The organism is Arthrobacter crystallopoietes, assembly GCF_017603825.1.
Taxonomy (GTDB): Bacteria; Actinomycetota; Actinomycetes; order Actinomycetales; family Micrococcaceae; genus Crystallibacter; species Crystallibacter crystallopoietes_B.
In genome coordinates this window covers 1,026,565-1,050,167 of the sequence record NZ_CP072014.1, presented here as the reverse complement: position 1 = coordinate 1,050,167, position 23,603 = coordinate 1,026,565, and the positions used below count along the sequence as shown (strand labels likewise).

Below are 23,603 nucleotides of genomic sequence, written 5' to 3'. Positions count from 1 at the left end.
GAGGCTTCGGCTAGGCAGCCGCCGGCCGGCGGCGCCAGTTCAGCGCGGCCGCACCCCACACGGCCAGGAAGACGGCCACCAGCAGCAGTCCGGCATGCCCCAGATCCACACTGCCCAGCAAGATAGTCAGCGGATCCCGAAGGCCTGCGACTTCAAGCAGGATTCCTGCGATGGTAATGACGGCGACGAACAGGGCAGAGACCGCGGACAGCCCGGTGACCACCATATTGAACCCGATGCGCCGCGCCGGATCCTGCACGGCGGTCCGGTACATCTTCATCATCGCCAGGCCGTTGGCAGTGTCGCAGAGCGTCATCGCCGCGGTGAAACCCAGCGGCAGCGCCATCAGTGCCAGCGGTGAAATGCCCGCGAGCGCCGCGGAGGCGGTCAGCAGCAGGAAGGCTATCGTCGTGGCGGTGTCGAAGCCCAAGCCGAAGAGGAATCCCAGCACGTAGATGTCACGGGGGCGTTTGACCCGGGAGAGCGGCTTGTCCAGCAGACGGGCAACAAGCCCCTGTGGTTGCAGGTCCCGGCCAGTGACCAAGCCACCGGCGCGCACCCGCCGGTACAGCTGCACGGTGCGCCGGAATGCGGTGCCATTGAAGATGCCGATGGCCAGCAGGAATAAGGCTGACACGCCAGCCCCGATGAGGCCCAGCGTGGTGTTGGCCGCGGAGCCTTCCTCCAGTGCAGCTGCCATCACGCTGGCGCCACTGACCACCAGGATGCCCGCCAGCAGCACAACGCTGCTGTGGCCGAAACTGAACGCGAAACCGACGCTGACCGGTGCCCTGCCCTGGGCCGCGAATTTCCGGCTGGAATTATCGATGGCGGCGATATGGTCCCAGTCATAACTGTGCTTGATGCCGGCCAGGTAGGCGGTGAGCAACAAACCCAGGGCCAGAGGGTGAGCATCCGCCAACAGCGAGTAGGCCAGCAGCCCAACCGTCGCCAGGTGCAGCGCTCCCACCGCAGCGAAGGTCGCTCCGATCCGGAGGGCCCGCGGCAGCTTCTCCCGCTCCAGGTAATGCAAACCGGTCAATGCCGTCAATCGGGCGTTCATCGTCTCTCCTTTCCGGCCAGTTCGAGGGCCGGCTTGAGTTGGGGGCGCGGACAGGCGCCTTGTCAGCAGTTTTCAATGTCAGTATTTGCGCAGGTCCAGCCTTCCCTGGCCGAACCAGCGGCCGCGCAGCAGATCGACTGCGGCCAGCAGCAGGATGTTAAGCGCGTCTGTGGAGCCCGAAAGCGCCCGCAGCACCAGGCCCGGTCCGTCCAGCAGGGAGATGCCCAACTGTCCCTCGGGGTCCAGGGGGCCGAGCACCTCGTACAGTTCGTCGACGAGGGCGGCGTTAACCCGTCGGTCCACCACCATCAGGGAGCCAAGGTGCGTGTAATCCTCCAGGAACACCATGCCGGTGACCGGAGAACCGGCCTGGGCGGGGCGGATGACCAGGTTGTCCAGCGCCAGCAGTGCGCCGTCGACATAAATGTCGCTGCGGAGCCGCACCTCGTCGTACCGGAACAAGGTCCCGTCCGGAGACCAGCCGGGTGTGACGATCTCACCCATCACCAGGGAGGCCCGCCCATCGAGCTCCACCACTGTGTGCTGGCGGTAGGACGCGTCCCGGTAGGCGATCAGCTGGTCCGGCAGGTACTCCAGGCTGGCCCCCGGTCCCAACCGGAGGCGGGTCTGCTGGAAGGCATGACTGCCCGGCGTGCGGTACACCTTCGTCGCTGACTGGGTGGTCAGGAGCAGCCGCGCACCGGCTGCGACGTCGACGTCCAGTTCATAGACGTCCCCGCCCAGATAGCCGCCGCCGGGATTGACGACGACGTAACAGACCTGCCCGGACTCATCCAGATAGTGCGGCCGGATGACGCGCAGTGCCCCTTGGTGGAACTGGCTGGTCGCAATTCCCCGACCCCCGCGCAGTCCGATTTCGAGCCGCAGCTCACCGGTGGGCCGGCCGGAGGCAACAGCCAAAGAGCCGGCAGTACGTGGTTCAGCCTGCGCGCTCATTGGATCAGATCGAGCATCAGGACATCGCGCTTCAGCCAGTCGATGACCTGGTCCAGGCCTTCGTCCGTCTTCAGGTTGGTGAAGCAGAAGGGCCGCTCACCGCGGAATTCCTTCGAATCCGCTTCCATCACGGACAGGTCGGCACCCACATGCGGAGCCAAATCGGTCTTGTTGATAATGAACAGGTCGGATTTGATCATGCCCTGCCCGGCCTTGCGCGGAATCTTCTCGCCTTGGGCCACGTCGATGATGTAGATGGAGAAATCCACCAGCTCGGGGCTGAACGTGGCGGAGAGATTGTCGCCCCCGCTCTCGATGAAGACTACCTGCAGATCCGGGTGGCGCTCCTTGAGTTCTTCAACAGCGGCGGAATTCATCGACGTATCCTCGCGGATGGCGGTGTGCGGGCAGCCCCCGGTTTCGATCCCGATGATCCGGTCCAGCGGCAGGATACCGTTGGCCGCGAGGATCTTTGCGTCCTCGATGGTGTAGATGTCGTTAGTGATGGCTGCCATCGATATGTGCGTGCTCAGGTGCCGGGTGAGCCGTTCAACCAGCTGCGTTTTGCCCGCTCCAACGGGGCCGCCGATGCCGATCTTGATGGGTTCCATAATGTACTCCTTACGTTCTGCATCCCGGCCGCCGGTGGTGTTCCTGGCTTCGGGATCGGATGGATGTCAGTTGAGGGGGGTCCGGGTCAGGACATGAACATGCGCGCACGCTGGCGTTCGTGCCGCATCTGCGCGATTTCCAGCCCCGGTGCGGCGGCGCCGAAGTCCTCCGTGTCCAGGTGTGGAATCCGCGCGACCGCGGCCAGGACGTCGTCGTGCGCCCGCCGCAGCACGCGCTGTCCGGCGTTCTGGCCGATCGGGATGGCGCGGATGGCGTTCTGCGTCAATGAGGTCACGGTGGAAAACAGGTAGGTCGCCAGCAACTCCGGCAGCGGTGCGCCGAGGTTGCGTCCGGCCAGCGCGAAGGCCACGGCCGGGTGACCGCTGCACACTCCCCGGCCGACGTCCTCGAGGTATTCGTCCAGCGCCCGACAGCCGAAGGTTTCTGCCGCAATCTGCAGCATCCGTCCGCCCATTTTGATGCCGGCCAGGCGGATCTGCCGGGGCAGCGCCTGTGCCGCGAGCATCCGGTCCAATCGTCGGATTTCTGCCCGCGAGCCGGCCTCCGTCACCAGCCGGATGGCCATTCCGTCGCTGTACGTCAGCTGGATGTGGATGAACTGCCCCAGCCATTGGCCGAAGCTGGCTTCATCATGGACCAATCCCCGGTCCAGATAGCTTTCCAGCCCGAACGAGTGGCTGAAGGCGCCGGTAGGCAGTGCGGAATCCGAGAGCTGGAGCAGCGGCAGCAAGTACGACGGCGGACGCCCGGCTAAGGCTTCCGGCTCCCCGGCCGCTGTGGCCGGCAAGTCGGAGCCGGCGGTCGTGTTGGTCATTCTGCCGCCGCTTCAGTGGGTGTGTTCGGCATGCCGGAAGGGTACCGGCATCACGCGTTCCTGGCGGGAATAGGGAACCTGTGCATGCCGGAGAAAGTCTTCGATGGTGTGGTCGTACTGAACCACCATGACCTCGGCCCGGTAGTCGCTTTCGGTGTCGAAGAACTGGGCCTGCATATGCCGGTTGCCCAGGTTGTGCGCAACCGTTCCCATCTCTTGGATGCTCCGTGGCGCAATGACCAGCACGTCGGTGGGAAGCACGGAGATGACAATGACGTTCCGCTCATCCCGGTGCAGAATGTCCCCGTCACGCAGGTCACCGGGCGTGCTGAGCCGGATGCCGACGTCCCTGCCGTGGTCGGTGGTGACCCGCTGGATGCGTTTTACCAGTTCGGCGCTGGGCAGGATTACCTTTTCTTCATGCAGTCCGGCCAGTTCGGCGGCCGGAAGTTCGTGTCTGTTGCCGATGACGCGGTCAACAATCATGGATGCGTCCTTTCAATTCAAGCTGTTGGGGATCCGTACTTCCTAAAAGAGGAAATAGCGCTGCGCCATCGGCAATACATCCGAGGGCTCGCAGGTCGCTTCCACCCCGTCCACGGTGACCGTGTAGGTTTCGGGGTCCACCTGGATGTCCGGCGTTTCGCCGTTGTGCTTCAGATCCGCCTTGGTCAGCTCCCGGATACCGCTTACCGGCCGGATCACCCGGCGCAAACCGAGCCGCTCCGGAACGCCGTCCTCAATGGCTGCCTTGGACAGGAAGGTGATGGAGGAGGAATGGACCGCGGTGCCAAGGGCCCCGAAGTTCCCGCGCAGCGTCCGCGGCTGCGGCGTGGGGATCGAGCCGTTCGAATCACCCATGATGGACTGGACGATCAGGCCGCCCTTGATCACCATGTCCGGTTTGACGCCGAAGAACGCTGGATCCCATAGCACCAGGTCGGCGAACTTGCCCTCTTCCACGCTGCCGACGGAGTCTGCAATGCCCTGGGCGATGGCCGGATTGATGGTGTACTTGGCGACATAGCGCTTGATCCGGAAGTTGTCCCCGACCTCCGGATCCTGTTCCATCCGTCCGCGCTGGCGTTTCATGGCGTCCGCAACTTGCCAGGTGCGCAGCACCATTTCTCCCACGCGACCCATCGCTTGGGAGTCCGAACTGGTGATGGAGAAGATGCCCATGTCGTGCAGGACGTCTTCGGCGGCGATGGTTTCCTTGCGGATCCGGGAGTCTGCGAACGCCACGTCCTCCGGAATATCCGGGTTCAGATGGTGGCAGACCATCATCATGTCCAGATGCTCGTCCACAGTATTAACCGTGTACGGCAGGGTCGGATTGGTAGAGGCCGGAAGCACGTTCGGCTGTCCGGCCATCCGGATAATGTCCGGCGCGTGACCGCCGCCCGCCCCCTCGGTGTGAAAGGTGTGGATGACGCGGCCGTCGATGGCGCTGATGGTGTCTTCCACAAAGCCGCATTCGTTCAGAGTGTCCGCATGGATGGCGACCTGCACGTCGTACTCGTCCGCCACCTTGAGGGACATATCGATGGACGACGTCGTTGCGCCCCAGTCCTCGTGCACCTTCAATCCGATGGCGCCGGCGCGGATCTGCTCGGCCAGCGGCTCAATGGCGCTGGCGTGCCCCTTGCCCAGCAGGCCGATGTTGATCGGAAGGTTTTCCACCGCCTGCAGCATGCGGGAAATGTGCCAAGGACCGGGGGTCACGGTAGTTGCCTTGGACGCGTCCGAGGGTCCGGCGCCGCCGCCAATCAACGTGGTGACGCCAGAGGCCAGCGCCACCGGAACCTGGTCCGGGCTGACGAAGTGCACGTGGGTGTCGATGCCGCCGGCAGTGAGGATCTTGTGCTCGCCGGCAATTATGTCCGTCGCCGCACCGATGACGATGTCCACGCCATCGGAGATCTGCGGGTTACCGGCCTTGCCGATCTTGAAGATATGCCCGTCGCGCAGGGCGACGTCGGCCTTGTAGATGCCGGTGTAGTCCAGCACTACCACGTTGGTGATGACCGTGTCCGGGATATCCTCGTCGCGTACCAGCCGGCCGTGCTGACCCATACCGTCGCGGATCACCTTGCCGCCGCCGAACACTACCTCTTCGCCGTAGCGGGTGTGGTCCTTTTCGATTTCCAGCAGCAGTTCGGTATCCGCCAATCGAATGGCATCGCCGGTGGTCGGTCCATACATTTCCGCATAATGCTTGCGGGTCATCTTGAAGCTCATCGGGCACCTTCCTCGCCGGCACCGTCGCTGGAGACCTGTTCTGCCTTTTCCACTGACCGGGCCGCTTCCTTCGCCAGCACCTTTTCTTTGGGGTTCACCGATTCGTCCACAGGATCAAGGCCGAAGTCGGTGTGGAACCCCTTGGCCGGCTCGCCGCTGTTGGGCAGGTCGATGTCGTACTCGGCCGCGATCTCGGGATCGGCCGCGGCATCGATGCCGGCCGTGCCGCCGATCGCCTCGGTTTCCAGCATCGGTGCGATCTTGCCCAGCGATCCGTTAACCCGGTCCTGCAGGCCGTAGACCTCGCGGCTGCCGGCCAGCTCAACCAGGTGCACGCTGCGGGCGTCGCCGGGTTCGAACCGAACTGCCGTGCCGGCGGGGATATCGAGCCGGAACCCCCACCCGGCCTCGCGGTCGAATTCCAGGGCGTTATTTACTTCGGCAAAGTGGTAGTGGGATCCGACCTGGATGGGCCGGTCCCCGCGATTGGTAACGTTCACGATCCGGATTTCGGTGCCTTCGTTGCACATGATCTCTTCGGTACGGAGGATGTATTCACCGGGTTTCATCGGCTCCTCCTCTCAGCGGATCGGATTGTGGACGGTGACGAGCTTGGTGCCGTCCGGGAAGGTAGCCTCGACCTGGACGTCCGCGATCATGTCCGCGACACCGTCCATGACGTCTTCCCTGGTCAGGACCGTGGTCCCGTAGCTCATCAGTTCGGCGACGGTTTTCCCGTCGCGGGCTCCCTCGAGAAGCTCGGCGGTAATCAGCGCGACCGACTCGGGATGGTTGAGTTTCAGGCCTCGTGCCTGGCGCCGGCGGGCAAGGTCACCGGCAACGACAATCATGAGTTTTTCGTGCTCACGGGGCGACAAATGCATAGAGAACTCCTAGTTCATCAAAACAAATAGGTGTCCACCCGTTATCTACAACCGGCCAGAGAATAGGCCGGGAGGTCCGTGGATAAGGCAAGAGTAGCAGAGCCGGCACCACTCGATGACCACTGGTGAGGGACCTCACCATATCCGCGCGGGACACAAAAACGACCGGCGGAATCCGTGAGGTTTCCGCCGGTCGTTTGCCGGGTGGGAGCCGGAGCGTGGGCTCCCGCCTCGGTGTACCTAAATCAGGTTGTCCGAGAGGTGGTTCGGGGTGCCGAAGCGGTGGGCGGTGATGCTGACCGCCTGCTCGTGCAGGAAGGGCAGCAGTTCCACCCGCCCGGCCTCGGTGACGGGGTGCGCGTAGACCGCCAGGTCCACCCGTCCCCCGGTTGCCTCGGCGAGCTCCTTGGCGTTCCCGCCGATCAGCCGGATACGCCCGGCAGTGAACCGGCCCGCACGAGCCAGCCACTCGGCGTCGTTCTCCGTTGTGACCTCGATGTTCTGGTCGATCACCACGGCCCGCAGCGCGGCCGGAAGCTCGACGGCGGTGGACACCTTGACCTCGGACCCGGCCAACACGCCGGCGGCCAGCACACGGACCAGCTTGGCCAGCGGTTCACCCTCGGCCAGACGGATGGTCACGGGCAGCGGCAGGTAGCGGAAGACGTTGCGCTCGGCGCTCAGCCCGCTGACGTCCTTGGCGACGCCGAACTCGCTGGCCCAGGCTTCGGCATCGGAGGACAGCGAACGTTCCAGGAACGCCGTTTCCTCGGCGGACACCGCAGTGTGGGAATTACGGGCCGCGTCGAGCAGATGGCGGGCGCCGTCGTGGGAGAGGGCCGCGGCGGCGTGGCTGCGGGCAGGCTCCCATTCGCCCAGGCCGGCCAGGTAGTTGGGGCCGCCTGCCTTGGTTCCGGCACCCACGGAGGACTTCTTCCAGCCGCCGAACGGCTGGCGCTGCACAATCGCACCGGTGATGCCGCGGTTGACGTAGAGGTTGCCGGCCTGAACGTTCTCCAGCCAGTAGTCCAGCTCGGCCGGATCCAGGGAGTGCAGGCCGGAGGTCAGTCCGTACTCGATCTCGTTCTGGATGGCTACGGCTTCCTCGAGCGTTTCGGCGGTCATGACGCCGAGGATCGGGCCGAAGAACTCGGTCAGGTGGTAGTGCGAGCCGCGCTGGACGCCGGTGCGCACGCCCGGGCTCCAGAGCTTGCCGGATTCATCCAGCTTCTCCGGCTTGAGCAGCCAGGTTTCGCCGTCGCCAAGGGAAGTCAGCCCCTGCAGCAGTTTGCCGTTGGCGGGCTCGATCACCGGACCCATCTGGGTGGCCGGATCCACCGGGTAGCCCACCTTGAGCGAGGTGACGGCATCCACCAACTGGTTGCGGAACCGAGGCGACTGCGTCACCGAGCCCACCAGGATCACCAGCGAGGCCGCCGAGCACTTCTGGCCGGCGTGGCCGAAGGCCGACTGCACCACGTCCTTGGCGGCCAGGTCGAAGTCCGCGCTGGGCGTTACGATGATGGCGTTCTTGCCGGAGGTCTCCGCCAGCAGCGGCAGGTCCGGGCGGAAGGAGCGGAACAGCTCGGCGGTCTCGTAGCCGCCGGTGAGGATGACGCGGTCCACGGCCGGATGGGAAATGAGCTGCCGGCCCAGGTCCCGCTCCTCCAACTGCACCAACTGCAGCACGTCGCGGGGGATGCCGGCCTCATCGAAGGCCTCCCAGATCGCTTCGACCATGACCGCGCCGGTGCGGCGGGCCTGCTTGGCCGGCTTGATAACGACGGCGGAGCCCGCGGCGAGCGCCGCCAGCGTGGACCCTGCGGGGATGGCCACCGGGAAGTTCCACGGCGGCGTCACCACGGTCAGCCTGGAGGGGACAAACGTGGCGCCGTCCACCGAGTCCAGCTTGCGCGCCAGCTCGGCGTAGTAGTGCGCGAAGTCGATCGCCTCGGAAACTTCCGGGTCGGACTGGTCCAGCGTCTTGCCGGCTTCGGCGGCCGCAACTTCCATCAGCCGCGCCCGGTTGGCGGCGAGCTTGTCGCCGGCCAGGTGGAGGACTTCGGCGCGCTCGGCTCCGGTCATCTCGCCCCAGGCCTTCGACCGCTCAACGGCGGCCGCGACCACCTTTTCGAGCTGGTCCGGGGTCCGCAGGGTGGCCGCCTCCACGGCGTCGATGCCGAGTGTGGAGCCGGGCACGCGGGCCAGGATGGCGCGGCCCCAGGTGAGGTTGGCCGGCAGGGACGGATCCGTATCCGGGGTGTTGCGGAAGCTGTCCCTGGGAGCCGGGGCTTGCGCCACGTTGCGGTCCTGCTGCCGCTTGGGCAGCGGAACCGCGTTGTCCAGATTGTCCAGCGAGGCGAGGAAGCGCTGCTTCTCGCGTTCGAAGAGCGCCTCGTTCTCGCTCAGTTCGAAGACGGCGGACATGAAGTTTTCCTGGCTCGCGCCCTCTTCGAGGCGGCGGATCAGGTAGGCAATGGCCACGTCGAACTCCTGCGGATGGACCACCGGCGTGTAGAGCAGCAGCGAGCCGACGTCCTTCTTGACCGCTTCCGCCTGGCCCTGGGCCATGCCGAGCAGCATCTCGAACTCGATCTGCCCCTCCACGCCGCGCTGCTTGGCCAGCAGCCAGGCAAAGGCGACATCGAACAGGTTGTGGCCGGCCACGCCGATGCGCACGGCGTCCGCGCGCTCCGGCTGCAGCGAGTAGTTCAGCACCCGCTTGTAGTTGGTGTCCGAGTCCTGCTTGGTGTCGCAGGTGGCCACCGGCCAGTCGTGCAGGGAGGCCTCGACCTGTTCCATGGGCAGGTTGGCGCCCTTGACCACCCGGACCTTGATCGGGGCACCGCCGGCGGCGCGGCGGGCCTGCGCCCACTGGGTCAGGCGCATCATCGCGGACAGCGCATCGGGCAGGTAGGCCTGCAGGACGATGCCGCCGGAGAGGTTCTTGAACTCGGGCTTGTCCAGGATCCGGGTGAAGACCGCGATGGTCATTTCCAGGTCCTTGTACTCCTCCATGTCCAGGTTGATGAACTTGGGCGAAGCAGCCTCCGCGGCCTGCCGGTACAGCGGCGTCAGGCTTTCGACGACGTGCTCGACCGCCTCGTCGAAGGCCCACGGCGAATGCGGGGCCACGGTGGAGGACACCTTGATGGAGACGTAGTCGACGTCGTCGCGCGCCAGCAGTTTGTGCGTGCCCTCCAGCCGGCGGGATGCCTCGTGCTGGCCCAGCACGGCCTCGCCGAGCAGATTAACGTTCAGGCCGACGTCGTGCTTCTTGATCTTCGCGATGGCGGGGCCGAGCTTGGCGTCGGTGGCGTCCACGATCAGGTGGCCCACCATTTCGCGCAGTACCTTGCGGGCAATGGGAATGACCACCTGCGGCATCGCCGGCGCCATGGCACCGCCGAGGCGGACCGCGCTGCGCATGTACCAAGGCAGGAAGGACGGGACCTTGGGCGCCAACGCCGCGAGGTTCCGGGCCGCCACGCTGAGGTCCTCGGGCCGGATGACGCCGTCGACGAAGCCGACCGTGAAGTCCAGGCCGTTGGGGTCCTTAAGGACGCCGGCCAGCTGCTGGGCGGAAGCATCGACCGGGATCTTGGAGGCCTCGGTCAGCCAGTGGCGGACCAGCTTGATGGCATCCTCGGCCAGGTCGTGGACCTGCTCGTCGGCCAGCGTCTGAGGCTGTGCGGCGGGCTCTTTCAGGATATCGGTCATGGCGTTTCGGCTCCTTGTCGAACGGGGCAGTTAGTACCTTCTTCCCCCAGTATGCGTCCGCCTTTCGATTAGATAAAGTGATGTTTTCCGATCATTATCCGTTGGTTATTACGAATGATAGGAGCGCCATGCTGGACGTACGCAGGCTGCGCCTCTTGCGCGAGCTGAAGATCCGCGGCACCCTCGCCGAAGTCGCCGCGGCACTGAACTTCAGCCCGTCTTCCGTCTCCCAGCAGCTCACCCTGCTGGAGAAGGAGGCCGGGGTTGAGTTGTTGCGCAAAACCGGGCGCAAGGTGCAGCTGACGCCGCAGGCGGAAGTCCTCGTGGCCCATACCGCAGAGCTGCTACAGACGCTGGAGCGGGCCGAGACGGATCTGGCTGCGTCGCTGACCACCGTGACCGGCACCGTGCGCGTGGCCGTGTTCCAGTCGGCCGCGCTGGCGCTGATGCCCGATGCCTTGAGCGCCATGAATGCCGCTTATCCTGAGGTGCGGATCGAGATGGTGCAGCGGGAACCGGAAACCGCGCTGTATGAAACCTGGGCCCGGGACTTCGACCTGGTGGTCGCGGAGCAATACCCCGGGCATGCGGCCCCGCATCACCCGGAGCTGGACCGCACCCGCCTCACCACGGACGCCATCCGGCTGGCCGCGCCGCCGCAGGGCAGCAGCCGCCGCCCCGTTTCCTCGGTGGACGATGCCCGGAACCTGCCGTGGGTGATGGAGCCGCGCGGCGCAGCCTCCCGGCACTGGGCGGAACAGGCCTGCCGCACCGCCGGCTTCGAACCGGACGTGCGCTACGAGACCGCGGACCTGCAGGCCCAGATCCGCCTGATCGAATCCGGCAACGCCGTGGCCTTCATGCCCGACCTGGTGTGGACGGGCCGGAGCACCAGTTGCGAGCTGCTGGAGCTTCCCGGCCAGCCGCGGCGAACAGTCTTCACCTCAGTCCGCCACGCCAGCGCGCACCGGCCGGCCATCCTGGCGTTCCGCCGGGTGCTGGAGCAGACTGCTGAACAGGTAGCGGGCACCTAAACTAGTCCGCGCCGCTAGGCTCCAGGTTTTCAAACAGCTGCGGCCCGCCTTTGCCAAGCGGGCCGCAGCTGTAGGTGATGGGTTATGTACTGTCAGCCAGCCGGTGTGAAGTCCGTCGAGCCGACAAACTCCGGACGCGGTGCGCCGGCGGAATACGGTTCTTCACACGCGTTCTCCACGCTGTTGAACACGATGAACACGTTGGAGCGCGAGAAGGGCGTAACGTTTCCGTTCGAAGCGTGCATGCAGTTGCAGTCGAACATGATTGCGCCGCCGGCCTTGCCTTCGAGCACGTCGATGCCGAAGCGGTCGGCGAATTCGGTCAGGATCGCCTTGTCCGGGACGCCGGCACCCTGCATCACCAGGGACTTCTTGTAGTTGTCCTCAGGCGTGTTGCCGTCACAGGAGATGTACTCCTTGTGCGAACCGGGCATGATCATCAGCGGTCCGTTGAAGGAGTAGTTGTCCGTCAGCGAAATCGAGATGCTCACGGCGCGCATCCGCGGCATGCCGTCCTCGGCATGCCAGGTCTCGAAGTCGGAGTGCCACATGAAATCCTTGCCCTCGAAGCCGGGCTTGAAATTCACGCGGGACTGGTGGATGTACACGTCCGAGCCGAGCAGCTGCTTGGCCCGGCCGACCACCCGTGGGTCATTGGCAATCCGCTTGAAGACCTCGCTGGACTTGTGCACCTCGAAGATCGAGCGGACTTCCTGCGACTTGGCCTCCACGATGGTGCGCTCGTCCGCGCGGACCACCGGATCTTCGGAAAGCCGCTTCAGTTCTGCCCGGAAGGTCTCGAGTTCCTCCGGCGTGACGAGCTGCTCGATGGTGAGGTAGCCCTTTTCCTCGTAACCGGCGAGCGTGGCCACATCCATGGGTCCCTCAGCCGCGGTTCCCCAGACAACCTTGTCTTCACGGGCCTGGACGCTGGGCTTTCCTGCCACACGTGTCGGATAAACATCAATGCGTGGTTCTGCTGTTGCAGTCATTCCTATCCTCCTCGTTTCCTTTTTTGCTACCGATAAGGAAAAAGCCCGGCCAGCTTTGGGCTGATCGGACTTTTTACCTGACCGGGGGTCTTAGTGGGCTGGTTCTTCAACCACCAGCGGGTAGACGCCGTTTTCGTCGTGGACTTCGCGTCCGGTGACCGGCGGGTTGAATACGCAGGCCATGCGCAACTCGGTGGTGGCGCGCACGGTGTGCTTCTCGTTGCCGTCCAGCAGGTACATGGTGCCGTCCCTGAGATCGTGGACTTCACCGGTGACTTCGTTGGTCAGCGTGCCTTCACCCTGCACGCAGTAGACGGCCTCGATGTGGTTCGCGTAGTGGAACGTCGACGTCGTACCGGCGTAGATCACGGTGTCGTGGAACGAGAAACCCACGCCCTCCTTGGCCAGCACCATGCGGCGGCTGCGCCAGGTTTCGGACTTCACGTCGCGGTCGGTGTCGTTCAGATCGTTCAGGTTCACAACAAGCATGGATGCTCCTTAAGTCTTGGGGTAATCTTCGGGCAGCGGCGTTGGTTAGAGCGCGCCGACCAGTTCGCGTGCACCGGTGACGGTCTTGGCAGCCTCGATCAGGATCCCGAGACCGCGCTCCAGCTCCTCGGCGGTGATGGTCAGTGCCGGCATGAGCTTGACAACTTCACTCTCGGGGCCGGAGGTTTCCACCAGCAGGCCCTGCTCGTAGGCAGCGGCTGCGATCTTGCCGGCGGTTTCGGTGTCCGGGAAGAACACACCGGCCAACAGGCCGCGGCCGCGGACGCTGGCGCCCTCGACCGTAGCGGCGAGGCGCTCCAGGCCCTCGTGCAGCTGGGCGATGCGGGCAGCAACCTGCTGCTGGAAGGCGTCGTCGCGCCAGTAGGTGTTCAGCGCAGCGGTGCCGGTCACGAAGGCCGGGTTGTGGCCGCGGAACGTGCCATTGTGCTCGCCCGGCTCCCAGACATCGAGCTCCGGACGGAACAAGGTCAGTGCCATCGGCAGGCCGAAACCGGAGATGGACTTGGACAGGCAGATGATGTCCGGGGTGAAGCCCGCGTCCTCGAAGCTGAAGAACGTACCGGTGCGGCCGCATCCGGCCTGGACGTCGTCGACGATCAGCAGGATGTCGTGCTTCTTGCACAGGTCGGACAGGCCCTTGAGCCAGGTCAGGCGCGCGGCGTTGAGGCCGCCTTCGCCCTGGACGGTCTCCACGATGACGGCGGCGGGCTTATCCACGCCGGAACCGCTGTCTTCGAGCACGCGCTCCAGCCACAGGAAGTCCGCGGTCTCGCCGTCGAAGTAATCGTCGTAGGGGATCTTGGAGCTGTTGGTCAGCGGGATGCCTGCGCCCTTGCGCTTCATCGAGTTGCCCGTGACGGACAGCGAACCCAGCGTCATGCCGTGGAACGCGTTCGTGAAGCTGAGGATGTGCTGGCGGCCGGTGACTTTACGGGCCAGCTTCAGGGCAGCCTCGACCGAGTTCGTGCCCGTGGGGCCGGGGAACATGACCTTGTGGTCCATTCCGCGCGGCTTGAGGATGACCTCCTGGAAGGTTTCCAGGAAGCGGCGCTTGGCGGGGGTCTTCATGTCCAGCGAGTGCACCACGGCACCGCTGCGCAGGTAATCCAGCAGCGGCTCAAGCAGCAGCGGGTTGTTGTGGCCGTAGTTCAGCGCGCCGGCGCCGGAGAAGAAGTCAAGGTACTCCTTGCCGTCTTCGGCGTACATGGTGCTGCCCTGCGAGCGTTCGAAAACGGTGGGCCAGCTGCGGCAATATCCACGGACTTCTGATTCAAGCGTTTCAAAAATATCTGTCATGAGAAAGAACTTCCTTCATGTGGTGCGGCCGCTGCGACCTCTCGGGAGGTACGCGAAATGCAGCCGCGGATTAACAAAATCAGAGCTGGAGCAAAACTGCGGAGAAAAAGCAGGACAAGCAGGCAATAAATACCTAGTTCAGCGGGCCAATCCGGAACAGGAATTCCGTGTCATGGCCGTCGGGGTACATGCTCCGGGTAAACAGGGGATCGCGCTCCAGCGGAACATTCCGGCGCTCGGCAAAGCTGGAGAACAGGCGCATGGATGCAGCATTGTCGTCGGTAATCGTCGTTTCAACGAAGTCGGAATCCAGCCGTGCGGCCAGCTCGTCGAGCATGGTGGCGGCGAGTTTCTGACCTCGGAACGCTTGGTTGACCGCAACCTGCCACACCATCAAGGTGCCGGGCTCATCGGGGCGCACGTAGCCGGTAACAAAACCGGCCGGTTCATCATCAATGGTGGCGACGACTGACGTTTCCGCAAAGTCGCGGCACCACAGCAAATAGGAATAGGACGAATTCAAATCGAGGACTTGGGAGTCCTTCGCCATGCGCCACAATGCAGCGCCATCATTCAGGGTTGGTTTACGGAATTTTGCTTCTAGCCTCGGACGTGTCTGGGTTTCTGCGAGTTCTTGAACCATCTATTCGACCGTAACGAGATCTGGATGATAATCAACCCGAGATGCGCGGATTTGACACGTTTTGGGCGCTCAGGGCTCTCCGCGGCCGCTTCGGCGCATTCCGCGTTTGGCCTTGTTTTGCTTGGCAATCGGCGAAATGGCGACGGCCTAGATCGCCGGGATAATTATCGTTACCATTCTGTGACATTTGCGCTGTGACAAAATCGACACATCGGAGTAAAAGGTCGGCGTCCGGGAGTGCGCGCCACCCGAAACGGCCGTTTCAAGCACCCCGGAGGTCCCTGGTTAAACGCCAGTACCCCTGCCCGACATATCGTCTGGCAGGGGTACTGCGGCGGTGGGCCCTGCGGGGATCGAACCCGCGACCCGCGGATTAAAAGTCCGATGCTCTACCAACTGAGCTAAAGGCCCTCCAGTCATCCGGCCGGATACAAGACCCGGACCAAATCGACCGTTACTTACTTTATCGCACCCATGCCCCTACAGATGAATCGCCGGTCCTCGACCGATATGAGCCGTAGGAGTATCGTCATGGCATGGACGGAAACAACGGAATTGACGTACCGCGGCCGCATAAGCCAAAGCCATTTGCTCCGTTGGACTTCGAAGGATTCACCGGCGGGGCGGACCCGGCACGGGTTTCCGAAGCAGCCCACCTGGCGGCGCAGGCACTGGTCCACCATGGCCGGGAATCGGATGACCCCGAGATCACCAAGCGGTTGGTCAAGCTGGCGGACCAGCAGGGCCTCGACGCCATTGCGGAGATGTGGGCCGAGAGTCCCGCACGGTCGCTGCCCGGCGCGCTCTGGCGGCTCTATGCCCTGCGCACCGCCACCCAGCAGAACCCCGAGCGCATGTCCGCGTTCTTCAAGGCCGGCAAGGACGTCGCCGAAGTGTCCAAGGTGGTGGCCGGTGTTGCCGAGCCTCCGGGAGCGGACGAAGTCACTAAGATGGCGGACACCATTCTGTCGGGAGCTTTCGACGGCGATTTCGACGTCGCACTGGACCGCTCGGCTGCATTCTGCCGCGTTGTGGCCCTCGGCCAGACGCACCATGCGGACGCCGCCGAACCCGCCAATGAGAACCATGCGGCAAAACTCACACAGAGCTCCCACCGTCTGATCAAGACGGCGGAGGACCTCGAAGCGGCGGCAGTTGCCTGGCGCCGCGGCGAGCTGGACTAAGCCAACAGACAGTCCCTTAGAGCCCCGCAGCACCGGCCCCGCAAGGCCGTTGAACGCGGGGCATGTTAGCCCTGTCCGGCCTGATTATCCAGCAGATTTAGCGTTTTTTCCCCGTTATTCTGCGGTGGTTGACATCGATGCTCAGGCGTAGAAAACTGAAGGTGGTGTCGAACTGTGGCAGCCCCGGGCTCCAACTTTTAGCCGCTTTGAGCGGCCATCCGCCGAGAGGCGCTCCCAGTTCGGCACCATTATTTTTGTTCACTTTCAGACGATACTCTTAGCGTTGCGGACGCCCTCAGCTCCGCAGTTTTCTTCCCCAGCTAGAGACCTTCGGTGAAACAGTGAAGCTAAGCCTTTTCCCCCAGGAGAACAAGAGCCTGGATCTTCTGACCGAGATGGCGGGTCAGATCCCCCACGGCGTCACCACGCTCTCCGAAATCCTCGGTGCCTCGGCAGATGACTACGACCGGCTGGCCGAAGAGCTGCACCAGCATGATGCCAAGGTTTTCGAGCTTCACTTCGCGCTGATGACACACGTGCGCACCAGCTTCATCACGCCGCTGCCCCGCGAGGACCTTTTCCAGATCTCCCGGTACATCGTGGAGGCCTACGAAAAGCTCGACGGCGCCGCCGAGCTGATCGCGCTGAACCGGGTCAAACGGCTTTCCACCAGGGCGTCGGAGCAGCTGGAGGTCATCGCCCGCATGTCGGAGCTGACCCGGGACGCAATGGGGCGTCTGAGTTCCCTGCTGGATCTGGATGAGTACTACGTGGAAATGCTGCGGCTGGCCAAGCGGGCGGAGCGGACCCACCGGAACTGGACCGCGGAGGCGCAGAAGGAGCTGAAGACTCCGAACTACCTGCGCCACCGGGACGTCGCCAACCAACTCGTGGAAGTCACGAAGGACTTGCGGCGCGTTTCGAACCACGTGGGCCAGATTCTGATCAAGGAATCGTAGGTGGAGCTGTTCCTGTTCGCAGCAGTCGTCGTCTTCGCCGGATCCTTCGCCTTCATCAACGGTTTCCATGACGTCTCCAATGCCGCAGCCACCGCTGTCCGCACCCGCGCACTCACGCCGAGCATCGCCGTCGTTCTCGTGGCTTTTTTCAACTTTGCCGGCGCGATGATCTCCACCGGCCTGGCCCTGCTGGTCAGCGAGGCCTGGATTGGCCTGCCTGAAGGGCCCGAGGGCCTCGGCATCCTCATAGCCGGCCTGCTAAGCGCCTGCGGCTGGGGAATCTACACCTGGTGGCGGCGGATGCCTTCCTCGTCCACACACGCGCTGGTGGGCGGGCTGGTGGGCTCCGGCGCTGCCTCCGCTTTCCTCGGTGGCCACAACATCATCGCCGGGGATAACTTCATCGGCACGCAGATAGTCTTGCCGCTGCTGCTCTCCCCCGTCATCGCCTTCGCCATCTCCTACGTAGTGGTGTTTCCCTTGACCTGGATTTCGCGCTACACGGCGCCGAAACGGGCCAACGAGACCAACCGGATGATCCAATCCATCCTCGCCGGCGCATTTGCCTTGGGGCACGGACTCCAGGACGGACAGCGGACCATGGCCGTGCTGCTGTTGGCGCTGGTCGCTGCGGGGCTGGATACCGGGAGCCGGATGCCGCTGTGGGTCCAGTTGTTCGCGGCGACCCTGCTGGCCGCGGGCAGCCTGTTCGGCGGCTGGCGCCTCTCGCACACTCTGGGCTACCGGTTGGTGAGGATGGACCCGTTGCGCGGGGCCGTGGCACAAGGCGTTAGTTCGGCGATGCTGTTTTTCGGCGGGATGGCCCTGCACATCCCGCTTTCCAGCACGCACACCATGACCTCGTCCATCCTTGGGGCCGGCGCCAACCAGCGCTTCGACGCCGTCCGCTGGCGTGTGGCCAACCGTGTTTTCCTCACCTGGGTCCTGACCGCCGTCGCGACGGCAACCATGGGCGCGGTCCTCTACCTGGCGCTGGATCCGCTGCTGTAGCTTCGGCCAAAGCACGACGGCGGCACCCGGCGGGCGTGTAACCGCCGGGTGCCGCCGTAGGCAGCTGTGCAGACCCGGTTGAACCGGGACACTGCTGGTTAGCCGAAGCGGCCGGAGACGTAGTCTTCGGTGGACTTCTCGCTCGGGTTGTTGAAGATGGTGGGCGTGTCGTTGTATTCGATCAGCTTGCCGGGCTTGCCGGTGCCGGCGATGTTGAAGAACGCCGTCTTGTCCGAGACGCGGGCGGCCTGCTGCATATTGTGGGTCACGATCACCACGGTGTATTCGGTCTTCAGTTCCTCGATCAGGTCCTCGATGGCAAGGGTCGAGATCGGGTCCAGGGCCGAGCACGGCTCGTCCATCAGAATCACCTGCGGGGAGACGGCAATGGCGCGGGCAATGCACAGACGCTGCTGCTGGCCGCCGGAGAGGCCGGAGCCCGGCTTGTCCAGACGGTCCTTGACCTCGTTCCACAGGTTGGCGCCGGTCAGCGACTTCTCCACCAGTGCGTCCGCATCCGACTTGCTGATGCGCTTGTTGTTCAGCTTCACGCCTGCCAGGACGTTGTCCCGGATGGACATGGTGGGGAACGGGTTCGGCCGCTGGAAAACCATGCCGATCTGGCTCCGCACTGTGACCGGGTCGACGCCGGGCCCGTAGAGGTTTTCCCCGTCCAGGAGCACTTCGCCCTCGACCCGGGCGCCCGGAAGCACCTCGTGCATGCGGTTCAGGGTCCGCAGGAAGGTGGATTTGCCGCAGCCGGAGGGCCCAATGAACGCGGTGACGGACTTAGCCTCAATGTTGATGCTCACGCCTTCAACGGCCCGGAAATTACCGTAGTAGACGTTCAGATCATTGACGTCGATACGCTTGGACATAGTGTTCCTTCTCTTGGACGCAGGTGGAGGCTTAGCGGCCGGTCTTGGGGGCGAAGAGGCGGGCAATAACCCGGGCGATCAGGTTCAGCAGCATGACAACCAGGATCAGCAGCAGCGCCGCGGCCCAGGCCCGCTGGGCACTCGGATCGATGTTCGTCGGCGAGGTGGGGTTCATCAGCTGCCGGTAGATAAATGTCGGCAAGGTAGTCATCCAGCCCGCAAACGCATTGAAGTTGATGCTGTTGACGAAACCGGCGGTGACCAGCAGTGGAGCGGTTTCGCCGATGACCCGGGCGATGGCCAGGGTGACACCGGATGCAATACCCGAGATCGCCGTCGGCACCACCACCTTGACGATCGTGCGCCATTTGCGCACGCCGAGGGCGTAGGACGCTTCGCGCAACTCGTTGGGCACGATCTTGAGCATTTCCTCGGTAGAGCGCACCACCACGGGGATCATCAGCACGGACAACGCCACGGCAGCGACAAAGCCGGTACGTGTGGACGGACCGAAGATCAGGCCGAAGAGCGCCGCCGCGAACAGGCCGGCGACGATGGACGGAATGCCAGTCATGACGTCGACGAAGAACGTGATGCCGCGGGAGAGCGAGCCGCCCTTGCTGTACTCAACGAGGTAGACGGCGGTCAGCAGGCCCACCGGCACCGATATGACAGTCGCCCAGAAGGTGATCAGGACCGTGCCGACGATCCCGTGGTAGGCGCCGCCGAGCACCGGGGTGCCGTTCTCGACGGTCTCGTTGTCCACCACACCGGTCATGCCGTTCATGGAGGTGAACAGGAAGTTGGAGGTCATACCGGGAAGGCCCTTTTCCAGGACCGTCCAGATCACGGAGACCAGCGGCACCAGCGCCACGATGAATGCAGCGTAGATCAGGTTGGACGCGAACCGGTCCTTGGCCTTGCGCTCACCCTCAACGGAGAGCGTGACCAGGAACCCGGCGATCACAAAGATGACGGCGGAGAACAGCGCCCAGCCGACCACGTGGAAGCCGATCAGGGAGGAAATTGCAGCGCCGAGGACCAGCGAGCCGGCCAGCACCGCCCAGATGGCCCACTTGGGCAACTGGTTCTTGGTCAGCGTGTTCTTACGCAGCGGCGAAGGCGTACGCGTAGCGGTCTGTGACATTAGTTTGCCCCCGAGAATTCTTTGTGACGGCTAACGATCCAGCGGGCGATCATGTTCACGGCCAGGGTGATGACGAACAGGACCAGGCCGGCGGCAATGAGCTCCGCCAGTCGCAGCCCGAAAGCCTCCGGGAAGTTCAGCGCGATTTCGGCCGCGATGGTCTGGTTACCGCTCTGGATCAGGCTGGCGATCAGGCCGCCGCCGGAGAGCACCATGGCAACGGCCATCGTTTCGCCCAGGGCGCGGCCCAGGCCCAGCATGACGGCACTGATGATGCCGGCGCGGGCGAAGGGGAAGACGGTCATCCGGATCATTTCCCAGCGGGTGGCGCCCATCGCCAACGCGGCTTCCTCGTGCAGCTTGGGCGTTTGCAGGAAGATCTCCCGGCTGAGCGAGGTGATGATCGGCAGCACCATGACCGAGAGCACGATACCGGCGGTCAGCATGGTCTTGCCGGTCTGGCTCGCCGGGCCCGCAAAGATCGGGATCCAGCCGGCGTTCTCCGCCAGCCAGACGTACGGGCCTACCAGGGCCGGCGCCAGCACGGTCATGCCCCACGCGCCGTAAACCACCGAGGGGATGGCGGCGAGCAGGTCGACGACGTAGCCGAGGCTCTGGGACAGCCTCCGCGGGGCGTAGTGCGAGATGAACAGCGCCACGCCAATGGAGACCGGGGTAGCAATCAGCAGCGCGATCGCGGCGGCGATGAGCGTGCCGATCACGATGGGCCAGATGTAGGTCCAGAAGCCGTTACCGCCGGTGATTTCGGCCGGATCGGCGGCGAACGTCGGAAGGGCCTGCCACAGCAGGAATACCGCCACGCAGAAAAGGACGAAGAGAATCAGGCAGCCGGCGAACAATGCAATGCCGGAGAAAACCTTATCTCCGGCACGGCCTCTGCTGCCGCTTTCTGTCAATGTGTTGGACACTTCACAACCCTTCGGGCTCCTGTTTTCTAGCGGTCTGGCTTTTGTCAGTTTTCACTGTTTTGTCCATGGGAGCAACGTCGGCTCCCTGACACGGGGATGCCCCGCTCGTCATTTTTCGACGGCGGGGCTCCCCTGCGTGCGTTGCTACGAAGCCACCGAGATGGATTCGAGAGCGGTTCCGGCCTGCTCGCGCAGGTTCTCGGAGAGCGGTGCGCTGCCCGCGGAGTCGGCAGCAGCCTGCTGGCCTTCTTCACTGATTACGTAGTTGCCGAAAGCCTTGACCAGGTCAACGGTCTCCTGGTCGGAGTAGGTGCTGCAGTAGATGTGGTAGGAAACCAGCACGATCGGGTAGGCCCCGGATTCGGTGGTGTCGCGCTTGAGGTCCAGGGACATATCGACGTCGCTGCGGCCCTCAACAGGCGTGGCAACCTCAACTGCCTTGGCGGCGGCCTCGGGGCTGTAGCCCACGAACTCCTCGCCGACCTGGACCTTGACGGTACCCAAAGCCCCGACGGCGGAAGCGTCGGCGTAGGTGATGGCACCATCGGTGGCGCTGGCGGCGGAGACGACGCCGGAGGTGCCCTGGGCGTTCTCGGCCACAATGTCTGCAGGCCAGGCGTCGGAGGGCTCGTCGGTCCAGACGTCGGGAGCGGCAGCGGAGAGGTACTCCACGAAGTTCTCGGTGGTGCCGGAGTCGTCCGCGCGGTGGACAACGGTGATGGGGGTATCCGGCAGTTCCACGCCCTCGTTCAGGGCGGCGATGGCCTCGTCGTTCCAGTTCTTGATCTCGCCGCGGAAAATCTTGGCGATGGTCTCGGCATCGAGGTTCAGCTCCTCGACACCTTCAAGGTTGAAGGCGACAGCGATCGGGGAAACGTAACCCGGGATGTGGAAGGCGCCCTCGGGGCCGCAGATCTCCTTGGACTTCTCCAGTTCTTCTTCATCCATGTAGGCGTCCGAACCGGCAAACTGCACACCGCCGGCCAGGAAGTTGTCACGGCCGGCACCGGAGCCGTCCGGGGAGTACTGGACGTTCGCTTCGGGGTTCTGCGACTGGAAGCCGGCGATCCATGCCTGCATGGCCGAGTCCTGGGAAGAGGCACCGGCCCCGGACAGGGTGCCGGAAACGCTTTCGGCTGCCGCGGCGCTGCCGGCCGGTTCCTGGCCACCGCCGGTGGCGTTGTCGGAGCCGCAGGCGGTCAGGGCCAGGGCTGCTACGGAAAGTACTGCGGCCGCGCGGCCGAAGCGGAATGCCTTCACTTTGGTTCCCTTTCAGGGTTAGCAAACGAGATGGACGAAATGCGCGGTGATGGCCGGGCGGTTTCGTACTTCTACGAAGCTATTCGTGTCAGGTAACAAGATTGGCGGGTCAAAATGAACGGAAAGTGAACAGATGCGGGCCATTCGCTAACATCGCCGCTGGTGCTGTTGCTTTTGTGATGGACATCGTATTAGGGCACGGGCCCGCGTATGCCCGTCCCGTCGCTCCGGCGACGCACAGCGGCACAGTTCCGAAGGCCGGCGGCTTCCCGCCTAGACTGAACTCATGAGTACCGGCGGCCCTCTCTCGCGAGCCCGTACTTTCCTGCGCAACCGGACCCGCGTGGGTTTCAGCCGGAGCAAAGCGTCCCTTTTTCCGGCTGCGCGGATGACACTTTGTGCCGTCGCCGCCTACGTGATCGCCGAGCAGCTCCTGGGCCACGAGGGTCCGCTGTTCGCCGCAACGGCGTCGCTGGTGGCACTGGGCTTCGCCACCGGTCCGCGTTTCCGCAAGGTCATGGAAGTAGCCATCGGCTGCACCCTGGGCATCGCCGTCGGTGATTTGCTCCTGCATTTCCTCGGCTCCGGAATCTGGCAGGCCGCCGCCGTCCTCTTGATCTCCATCCTGCTGGCGCGTTTCCTCGACAGCGGCTCTATCTTCTCCACGCAAATGGGCCTCCAGTCCGTGCTTGTGGTGCTGTTGCCGGCCCCCGACGGCGGCCCGTTCACGCGCAGTCTGGATGCGGTGGTGGGTGGGGCAATGGCGCTGATCGTGACCATGCTCATCCCCGGGGACCCGCGCTCCGCCCCGAAAACCAACCTGCAGAAGCTGCTCAGCGAGCTGGCGTCGGTGCTGCGCGAATGTTCCAATGCGCTCAGCCGCAGCGACTCCACGCTGGCCTGGCACGCCCTGGTCCGGGCACGCGCCTCGCAGAAGCTGATTGACGATGTCCGCACGTCCTTCTCGGGCGCGCAGGAAGTGGCCCGGATATCCCCCGCGTACCGCCGCCACCGCGAAGAAGTGGGCGATCTGCAGAAGTCGGCGGAGATGATTGACCTGGCGATGCGCAACAGCCGGGTCTTCTCCCGGCGCCTGACCTCTGCCATCAACCATGCGGCGATGACCGACGACGCCATCGAATCCTTCGCCGAGGTGCTGCTGGAAGCCGCCGACGCCGTCGAGGTACTCTCCGCGGGCCTGTCGGACCCGGACGGCGGGGCGCGCGAACGCCGGCTCAGCTCTGCCCGGAACGAACTGGCCGCGGTGGCCACTCGGCTGCATCCGAAGACCCTGGGCATCCAGAAGCTGGAAGGTGAAGGCCTGGTCCTCGTCTTCCGTCCACTCATGGTCGACCTGCTGGAGGCAACCGGCCTGACCCATGACGAAGCGGCAGCGTACCTGCCCAAACTGTGACCGGCCGGGATTGTCACACCGTTCCGTTAGCCTG

At 64.3% G+C, this 23,603-nt stretch carries 22 protein-coding genes, 1 tRNA gene and 1 pseudogene; 5 read left to right on the top strand and 19 right to left on the bottom strand.

Annotated features, from left to right (window positions below):
* Nucleotides 1–10: 10 nt before the first annotated feature.
* The 9 genes and pseudogenes from J5251_RS04875 to J5251_RS04835 all read right to left on the bottom strand — a co-directional run bounded on the left by J5251_RS04875 (nucleotide 11) and on the right by J5251_RS04835 (nucleotide 10,312).
* A complete protein-coding gene (locus J5251_RS04875; RefSeq protein WP_432264418.1) occupies nucleotides 11–1,051 on the bottom strand; it encodes a HoxN/HupN/NixA family nickel/cobalt transporter in 1,041 nt (346 codons plus the stop codon).
* A gap of 90 nt (nucleotides 1,052–1,141) precedes the next feature.
* Nucleotides 1,142–2,020, bottom strand: a complete 879-nt coding sequence (locus tag J5251_RS04870) for an urease accessory protein UreD (RefSeq protein WP_208575369.1) — start codon at nucleotides 2,018–2,020, stop codon at nucleotides 1,142–1,144.
* The gene (gene ureG / locus J5251_RS04865; protein WP_208576049.1) at nucleotides 2,017–2,634 is read right to left on the bottom strand and encodes an urease accessory protein UreG; all 618 of its coding nucleotides are present in this window, start codon (nucleotides 2,632–2,634) and stop codon (nucleotides 2,017–2,019) included. The genes J5251_RS04870 and ureG overlap by 4 nt, the downstream gene beginning before the upstream one ends.
* Nucleotides 2,635–2,717: 83 nt before the next feature.
* Entirely contained in the window at nucleotides 2,718–3,467 is a 750-nt protein-coding gene (locus J5251_RS04860) for an urease accessory protein UreF (protein WP_208575368.1), read from the bottom strand.
* A 12-nt stretch (nucleotides 3,468–3,479) separates the two neighbouring features.
* Nucleotides 3,480–3,953, bottom strand: a complete 474-nt coding sequence (ureE, locus tag J5251_RS04855; protein WP_139003880.1) for an urease accessory protein UreE — start codon at nucleotides 3,951–3,953, stop codon at nucleotides 3,480–3,482.
* A 42-nt stretch (nucleotides 3,954–3,995) separates the two neighbouring features.
* Nucleotides 3,996–5,708 carry an urease subunit alpha gene (gene ureC / locus J5251_RS04850; protein ID WP_208575367.1) on the bottom strand — a complete coding sequence of 571 codons (1,713 nt, stop codon included), beginning with the start codon at nucleotides 5,706–5,708 and terminating at the stop codon, nucleotides 3,996–3,998.
* 140 nt (nucleotides 5,709–5,848) lie between these two features.
* A pseudogene (locus tag J5251_RS04845) lies at nucleotides 5,849–6,277 on the bottom strand (urease subunit beta); the annotation flags it as partial.
* 12 nt (nucleotides 6,278–6,289) lie between these two features.
* Entirely contained in the window at nucleotides 6,290–6,592 is a 303-nt protein-coding gene (locus J5251_RS04840) for an urease subunit gamma (protein ID WP_139003877.1), read from the bottom strand.
* Nucleotides 6,593–6,832: 240 nt separating this feature from the next.
* Nucleotides 6,833–10,312: a bifunctional proline dehydrogenase/L-glutamate gamma-semialdehyde dehydrogenase gene (locus J5251_RS04835; protein WP_208575366.1), complete on the bottom strand. Its 3,480-nt coding sequence runs from the start codon at nucleotides 10,310–10,312 to the stop codon at nucleotides 6,833–6,835.
* Nucleotides 10,313–10,440: 128 nt separating this feature from the next.
* Here J5251_RS04835 and J5251_RS04830 point away from each other — a divergent pair, with 128 nt between their 5' ends.
* A complete protein-coding gene (locus tag J5251_RS04830) occupies nucleotides 10,441–11,346 on the top strand; it encodes a LysR substrate-binding domain-containing protein (RefSeq protein WP_139003875.1) in 906 nt (301 codons plus the stop codon).
* A 92-nt stretch (nucleotides 11,347–11,438) separates the two neighbouring features.
* On the opposite strand, the gene thpD is transcribed toward J5251_RS04830, so the two are convergent.
* From thpD to J5251_RS04805, 5 genes are all read right to left on the bottom strand, one after another.
* Nucleotides 11,439–12,338, bottom strand: coding sequence for an ectoine hydroxylase (gene thpD, locus J5251_RS04825; RefSeq protein ID WP_208575365.1), 900 nt, complete (start codon nucleotides 12,336–12,338; stop codon nucleotides 11,439–11,441).
* A 90-nt stretch (nucleotides 12,339–12,428) separates the two neighbouring features.
* Nucleotides 12,429–12,827, bottom strand: a complete 399-nt coding sequence (locus J5251_RS04820) for an ectoine synthase (protein ID WP_074700189.1) — start codon at nucleotides 12,825–12,827, stop codon at nucleotides 12,429–12,431.
* A 45-nt stretch (nucleotides 12,828–12,872) separates the two neighbouring features.
* Entirely contained in the window at nucleotides 12,873–14,144 is a 1,272-nt protein-coding gene (ectB, locus tag J5251_RS04815; RefSeq protein WP_139003873.1) for a diaminobutyrate--2-oxoglutarate transaminase, read from the bottom strand.
* A 133-nt stretch (nucleotides 14,145–14,277) separates the two neighbouring features.
* Nucleotides 14,278–14,787 (bottom strand): diaminobutyrate acetyltransferase, encoded by a 510-nt coding sequence (ectA, locus tag J5251_RS04810; protein ID WP_139003872.1) that lies wholly within the window; start codon nucleotides 14,785–14,787, stop codon nucleotides 14,278–14,280.
* 338 nt (nucleotides 14,788–15,125) lie between these two features.
* A tRNA-Lys gene (locus J5251_RS04805) sits at nucleotides 15,126–15,198 on the bottom strand.
* A gap of 125 nt (nucleotides 15,199–15,323) precedes the next feature.
* Between J5251_RS04805 and J5251_RS04800 the strand changes: the two genes are divergently transcribed.
* On the top strand, nucleotides 15,324–15,971 hold the full coding sequence (locus tag J5251_RS04800; RefSeq protein ID WP_139003871.1) for a hypothetical protein: 648 nt from the start codon (nucleotides 15,324–15,326) through the stop codon (nucleotides 15,969–15,971).
* Nucleotides 15,972–16,068: 97 nt separating this feature from the next.
* Here J5251_RS04800 and J5251_RS04795 read toward each other — a convergent pair whose 3' ends face one another.
* Nucleotides 16,069–16,233, bottom strand: coding sequence for a hypothetical protein (locus J5251_RS04795; RefSeq protein ID WP_171059264.1), 165 nt, complete (start codon nucleotides 16,231–16,233; stop codon nucleotides 16,069–16,071).
* A gap of 79 nt (nucleotides 16,234–16,312) precedes the next feature.
* Here J5251_RS04795 and J5251_RS04790 point away from each other — a divergent pair, with 79 nt between their 5' ends.
* Nucleotides 16,313–16,930 carry a DUF47 domain-containing protein gene (locus J5251_RS04790; RefSeq protein WP_074700193.1) on the top strand — a complete coding sequence of 206 codons (618 nt, stop codon included), beginning with the start codon at nucleotides 16,313–16,315 and terminating at the stop codon, nucleotides 16,928–16,930.
* Entirely contained in the window at nucleotides 16,931–17,941 is a 1,011-nt protein-coding gene (locus J5251_RS04785; protein WP_139003870.1) for an inorganic phosphate transporter, read from the top strand. It begins immediately after the preceding gene.
* A 98-nt stretch (nucleotides 17,942–18,039) separates the two neighbouring features.
* On the opposite strand, the gene pstB is transcribed toward J5251_RS04785, so the two are convergent.
* From pstB to pstS, 4 genes are all read right to left on the bottom strand, one after another.
* Nucleotides 18,040–18,819 (bottom strand): phosphate ABC transporter ATP-binding protein PstB, encoded by a 780-nt coding sequence (gene pstB, locus J5251_RS04780; RefSeq protein ID WP_139003869.1) that lies wholly within the window; start codon nucleotides 18,817–18,819, stop codon nucleotides 18,040–18,042.
* 31 nt (nucleotides 18,820–18,850) lie between these two features.
* On the bottom strand, nucleotides 18,851–19,966 hold the full coding sequence (gene pstA / locus J5251_RS04775) for a phosphate ABC transporter permease PstA (protein WP_208575364.1): 1,116 nt from the start codon (nucleotides 19,964–19,966) through the stop codon (nucleotides 18,851–18,853).
* Nucleotides 19,966–20,895, bottom strand: coding sequence for a phosphate ABC transporter permease subunit PstC (pstC, locus tag J5251_RS04770; protein WP_139003867.1), 930 nt, complete (start codon nucleotides 20,893–20,895; stop codon nucleotides 19,966–19,968). The genes pstA and pstC overlap by 1 nt, the downstream gene beginning before the upstream one ends.
* Before the next feature lie 144 nt (nucleotides 20,896–21,039).
* Complete coding sequence (pstS, locus tag J5251_RS04765) at nucleotides 21,040–22,155, bottom strand: phosphate ABC transporter substrate-binding protein PstS (RefSeq protein ID WP_139003866.1); 1,116 nt, start codon at nucleotides 22,153–22,155, stop codon at nucleotides 21,040–21,042.
* Between the two features lie 286 nt (nucleotides 22,156–22,441).
* Between pstS and J5251_RS04760 the strand changes: the two genes are divergently transcribed.
* On the top strand, nucleotides 22,442–23,569 hold the full coding sequence (locus J5251_RS04760) for an FUSC family protein (protein ID WP_139003865.1): 1,128 nt from the start codon (nucleotides 22,442–22,444) through the stop codon (nucleotides 23,567–23,569).
* The last annotated feature ends 34 nt before the right edge of the window (nucleotides 23,570–23,603 follow it).